The sequence below is a fragment of the Sapientia aquatica genome, assembly GCF_004358105.1.
GTDB classification, from domain to species: Bacteria; Pseudomonadota; Gammaproteobacteria; order Burkholderiales; family Burkholderiaceae_D; genus Solimicrobium; species Solimicrobium aquaticum.
In genome coordinates, this window is sequence record NZ_SMYL01000031.1 from 1 (window position 1) to 5,839 (window position 5,839).

2 tRNA genes and 3 rRNA genes are annotated in these 5,839 nt (G+C 50.2%); all 5 read left to right on the plus strand.

Features of this window, described 5'->3' with window-relative positions:
• Positions 1-305: 305 nt before the first annotated feature.
• The 5 genes from E2I14_RS19040 (at position 306) to rrf (ending at position 5,833) form a co-directional block, all read left to right on the plus strand.
• Positions 306-1,841: ribosomal RNA gene (locus tag E2I14_RS19040) — 16S ribosomal RNA — on the plus strand.
• A 109-nt stretch (positions 1,842-1,950) separates the two neighbouring features.
• A tRNA-Ile gene (locus tag E2I14_RS19045) sits at positions 1,951-2,027 on the plus strand.
• 110 nt (positions 2,028-2,137) lie between these two features.
• Positions 2,138-2,213: transfer RNA gene (locus E2I14_RS19050), tRNA-Ala, on the plus strand.
• A 391-nt stretch (positions 2,214-2,604) separates the two neighbouring features.
• Positions 2,605-5,482 (plus strand): 23S ribosomal RNA (locus E2I14_RS19055).
• A gap of 238 nt (positions 5,483-5,720) precedes the next feature.
• A 5S ribosomal RNA gene (gene rrf / locus E2I14_RS19060) occupies positions 5,721-5,833 on the plus strand.
• Together the 16S, 23S and 5S rRNA genes with 2 tRNA genes alongside form the textbook arrangement of a ribosomal RNA operon.
• Positions 5,834-5,839 lie beyond the last annotated feature (6 nt).

Genomic DNA, 5,839 nt, shown 5'->3' on the forward strand with positions numbered 1-5,839 from the left:
GCGAACAAACACAACGCTTTGTCCGCCTAAAGTACGACTTTCCCCGCTAAAGCGGCCAGTCAGAACACACAGCAGTCAGTAACTAAACTTATCTGACGTTCTTTAACAACATACAGTCAATAAATGTGGGCATGTAATACCAGTGCAATTGCTGATACGTCAGCAAGACACCAAGTATTAAATGTTCACGAAGAAATAAATAAGGATTCAAACGGTGTCAAAGCCGGTTGGAGCCTGTCAGTATTTTGAGTGAGCGACCTGCCGGAAACGGCAGAGATCAGTAATGATCACAAGTAACAGGCATTGAACTGAAGAGTTTGATCCTGGCTCAGATTGAACGCTGGCGGCATGCCTTACACATGCAAGTCGAACGGCAGCGCGGGGCAACCTGGCGGCGAGTGGCGAACGGGTGAGTAACATATCGGAACGTACCCAAGAGTGGGGGATAACGCAGCGAAAGTTGCGCTAATACCGCATACGATCTACGGATGAAAGTGGGGGATTCGCAAGAACCTCATGCTCCTGGAGCGGCCGATATCTGATTAGCTAGTTGGTGAGGTAAAAGCTCACCAAGGCGTCGATCAGTAGCTGGTCTGAGAGGACGACCAGCCACACTGGAACTGAGACACGGTCCAGACTCCTACGGGAGGCAGCAGTGGGGAATTTTGGACAATGGGGGCAACCCTGATCCAGCAATGCCGCGTGAGTGAAGAAGGCCTTCGGGTTGTAAAGCTCTTTTGTCAGGGAAGAAACGGTCGTCTCTAATATAGACGGCTAATGACGGTACCTGAAGAATAAGCACCGGCTAACTACGTGCCAGCAGCCGCGGTAATACGTAGGGTGCAAGCGTTAATCGGAATTACTGGGCGTAAAGCGTGCGCAGGCGGTTTCGTAAGTCAGATGTGAAATCCCCGGGCTCAACCTGGGAATGGCATTTGAGACTGCGAGGCTAGAGTGTGTCAGAGGGGGGTAGAATTCCACGTGTAGCAGTGAAATGCGTAGAGATGTGGAGGAATACCGATGGCGAAGGCAGCCCCCTGGGATAACACTGACGCTCATGCACGAAAGCGTGGGGAGCAAACAGGATTAGATACCCTGGTAGTCCACGCCCTAAACGATGTCTACTAGTTGTCGGGACTTAATTGTCTTGGTAACGCAGCTAACGCGTGAAGTAGACCGCCTGGGGAGTACGGTCGCAAGATTAAAACTCAAAGGAATTGACGGGGACCCGCACAAGCGGTGGATGATGTGGATTAATTCGATGCAACGCGAAAAACCTTACCTACCCTTGACATGGTCCGAATCCTGCAGAGATGCGGGAGTGCTCGCAAGAGAACGGATACACAGGTGCTGCATGGCTGTCGTCAGCTCGTGTCGTGAGATGTTGGGTTAAGTCCCGCAACGAGCGCAACCCTTGTCATTAATTGCCATCATTTAGTTGGGCACTTTAATGAGACTGCCGGTGACAAACCGGAGGAAGGTGGGGATGACGTCAAGTCCTCATGGCCCTTATGGGTAGGGCTTCACACGTCATACAATGGTACATACAGAGGGTTGCCAAGCCGCGAGGTGGAGCTAATCTCAGAAAGTGTATCGTAGTCCGGATTGGAGTCTGCAACTCGACTCCATGAAGTTGGAATCGCTAGTAATCGCGGATCAGCATGTCGCGGTGAATACGTTCCCGGGTCTTGTACACACCGCCCGTCACACCATGGGAGCGGGTTTCACCAGAAGTAGGTAGCTTAACCGCAAGGAGGGCGCTTACCACGGTGGGATTCGTGACTGGGGTGAAGTCGTAACAAGGTAGCCGTATCGGAAGGTGCGGCTGGATCACCTCCTTTCTAGAGTCACGCGCTGTTTTACGTGTCCACACTTATTGACTGTAGTTAAAAAGAACATGAAACGCCGCCGTTGTGGTGAGTAATCACTGCAATGTCCACGCCACAATGCGGGTCTGTAGCTCAGTTGGTTAGAGCACCGTGTTGATAACGCGGGGGTCGTTGGTTCGAGCCCAACCAGACCCACCACATCAAGATTTCGCGTTGGAGTTTGTTTTTAAAATCATCTGGCTTGGCCAGGGATTTTAAACAAATCAATGCAAACAAAAGTAGGGTTTTACTTTTGTTTGACGGAATATGGGGGTTTAGCTCATCTGGTAGAGCACCTGCTTTGCAAGCAGGGGGTGAACGGTTCGATCCCGTTAACCTCCACCAAGACATAAAAGTCCAAACCTAAGTCAAGCCACTGAAGTGATTCAGTTAGTGCGAGCGATTTAGGTTTGATCTTTGATCAAACGGTAGTTTCGTTCTTTAACAATTCGGAAGAAGTGAAGTAGAGAAAATTAGAATTTGTTTATCTGATTCGATTCAGAGATGAAGCGAGTCAAATTAAATGGGTTGTGATTGTATCGAACAAACATAGTAGTAACGAGTGATCCAAGTAGTCATTAGGAATAATGGCATAGAAATACAAAGACACTTGCGCTACGGCAACGCAATAAAATACTCAAAGTAAGATGTAGTAAAGAACTATACCGTTCTTTCGTGATGAACCAAGTTGAAGGTAGCGATACCGTCAAGTTGACACGAGAGGCCAACGTTATAGGGACAAGTGACTAAGTGCACATGGTGGATGCCTAGGCGATATCCGGCGACGAAGGACGTAGTAGCTTGCGATAAGCTGCGGGGAGCGAGCAAACACGCTTTGATCCGCAGATTTCCGAATGGGGAAACCCGGCCTAATAGGTCATTGCAATCTGAATACATAGGATTGCAAAGCGAACGCGGCGAACTGAAACATCTAAGTAGCTGCAGGAAAAGAAATCAACCGAGATTCCCAAAGTAGTGGCGAGCGAAATGGGAAGAGCCTGATCATGATAACCACGACCATAGTAGAACGGAATGGAAAGTCCGGCCATAGAGGGTGATAGCCCCTTATACGAAATGATTGTGGTGATACTAAGTGATCGAAAAGTAGGGCGGGACACGAGAAATCCTGTCTGAACATGGGGGGACCATCCTCCAAGGCTAAATACGTGATATCGACCGATAGTGAACCAGTACCGTGAGGGAAAGGCGAAAAGAACCCCGGAAGGGGAGTGAAATAGATCCTGAAACCGTGTGCATACAAACAGTCGGAGCTCTTGAAAAATGGAGTGACGGCGTACCTTTTGTATAATGGGTCAGCGACTTACATTCAGTGGCAAGGTTAACCGCATAGGGAAGCCGAAGAGAAATCGAGTCCGAATAGGGCGAATTAGTCGCTGGGTGTAGACCCGAAACCAAGTGATCTACTCATGGCCAGGATGAAGGTGCGGTAACACGCACTGGAGGTCCGAACCCACTAATGTTGAAAAATTAGGGGATGAGCTGTGGGTAGGGGTGAAAGGCTAAACAAACTTGGAAATAGCTGGTTCTCTCCGAAAACTATTTAGGTAGTGCCTCAAGTATCACCATCGGGGGTAGAGCACTGTTATGGCTAGGGGGTCATCGCGACTTACCAACCCATTGCAAACTCCGAATACCGATGAGTGCGAGCTTGGGAGACAGACGTCGGGTGCTAACGTCCGGCGTCAAGAGGGAAACAACCCAGACCGCCAGCTAAGGTCCCCAAGATTGGCTAAGTGGAAAACGAAGTGGGAAGGCTAAAACAGTCAGGAGGTTGGCTTAGAAGCAGCCATCCTTTAAAGAAAGCGTAATAGCTCACTGATCGAGTCGTCCTGCGCGGAAGATGTAACGGGGCTAAGCCAGTCACCGAAGCTGCGGATATGCGTAAGCATATGGTAGGAGAGCGTTCTGTAAGCCTGCGAAGGTGTCTTGTAAAGGATGCTGGAGGTATCAGAAGTGCGAATGCTGACATGAGTAGCGATAATGGGGGTGAAAAGCCTCCACGCCGTAAGCCCAAGGTTTCCTGTTCAACGTTCATCGGAGCAGGGTGAGTCGGCCCCTAAGGCGAGGCAGAGATGCGTAGCTGATGGGAAGCAGGTTAATATTCCTGCACCGTCGTAGGATGCGATGGGGGGACGGATCGCGGAAGGTCGTCAGGCGGTTGGAAGAGCCTGTTCTTGACTTGTAGAAGGCTGTTAGGTAAATCCGGCAGCGGAATTCAAGGGGTTGAGACGAGTGAATTAATTCACGAAGCGATCGGAAGTGGTTCCAAGAAAAGCCTCTAAGCTTCAGTCCTACGAGACCGTACCGCAAACCGACACAGGTGGGCGAGATGAGTATTCTAAGGCGCTTGAGAGAACTCGGGAGAAGGAACTCGGCAAATTGGTACCGTAACTTCGGGATAAGGTACGCCCTAGTAGTTTGACCCCCCTGCGGGGGAAGGACGACAGGGTTGCAATAAACTGGTGGCTGCAACTGTTTAATAAAAACACAGCACTATGCAAACACGAAAGTGGACGTATATGGTGTGACTCCTGCCCGGTGCTGGAAGATTAAATGATGGGGTGCAAGCTCTTGATTGAAGTCCCAGTAAACGGCGGCCGTAACTATAACGGTCCTAAGGTAGCGAAATTCCTTGTCGGGTAAGTTCCGACCTGCACGAATGGAGTAATGATGGCCACACTGTCTCCTCCCGAGACTCAGCGAAGTTGAAATGTTTGTGATGATGCAATCTACCCGCGGCTAGACGGAAAGACCCCATGAACCTTTACTGTAGCTTTGCATTGAATTTTGAACCAATCTGTGTAGGATAGGTGGGAGGCTTTGAAGCGTGGACGCCAGTCTGCGTGGAGCCAACCTTGAAATACCACCCTGGTTTGTTTGAGATTCTAACCTTGGCCCATTATCTGGGTTGGGGACAGTGCATGGTAGGCAGTTTGACTGGGGCGGTCTCCTCCCAAAGTGTAACGGAGGAGTTCGAAGGTACGCTAGAGACGGTCGGACATCGTCTTGATAGTGCAATGGCATAAGCGTGCTTAACTGCGAGACTGACAAGTCGAGCAGGTACGAAAGTAGGACATAGTGATCCGGTGGTTCTGTATGGAAGGGCCATCGCTCAACGGATAAAAGGTACTCTGGGGATAACAGGCTGATTCCTCCCAAGAGTTCATATCGACGGGGGAGTTTGGCACCTCGATGTCGGCTCATCACATCCTGGGGCTGTAGCCGGTCCCAAGGGTATGGCTGTTCGCCATTTAAAGTGGTACGTGAGCTGGGTTTAAAACGTCGTGAGACAGTTTGGTCCCTATCTGCCGTGGGCGTTGGATATTTGAAGGGGGCTGCTCCTAGTACGAGAGGACCGGAGTGGACGAACCTCTGGTGTACCGGTTGTCACGCCAGTGGCATTGCCGGGTAGCTATGTTCGGAAGAGATAACCGCTGAAAGCATCTAAGCGGGAAACTTGCCTTAAGATGAGATATCCCAGAGCTTTAAGCTCTTTGAAGGGTCGTTCGAGACCAGGACGTTGATAGGCTGGGTGTGGAAGTGCAGTAATGCATTAAGCTAACCAGTACTAATTGCCCGTAAGGCTTGTCCCTATAACCTTGACAGGTGTAGGCTACAAGAGTGAGGTACCTAACTAACCCTTGGGTGCCGGTTGCCAGTTTGTTTGGCGCGATCACAACCGATAACCAAATTCTAGCGCTTCAAGGTCACAGGAACCTCGGCACAATCCCGAACCCCTCCTGCTACCCTAAAAACGCTCTACGCTTCTTCCCAATTGGATTTGTTGCGATCATCAACTCAGCGATGACCACAATGAATCAACCAGTTATGCCTGATGACCATAGCGAGTTGGTCCCACCCCTTCCCATCCCGAACAGGACCGTGAAACGACTCTGCGCCAATGATAGTGCTGCAACCAGTGTGAAAGTAGGTTATCGTCAGGCTGTTAT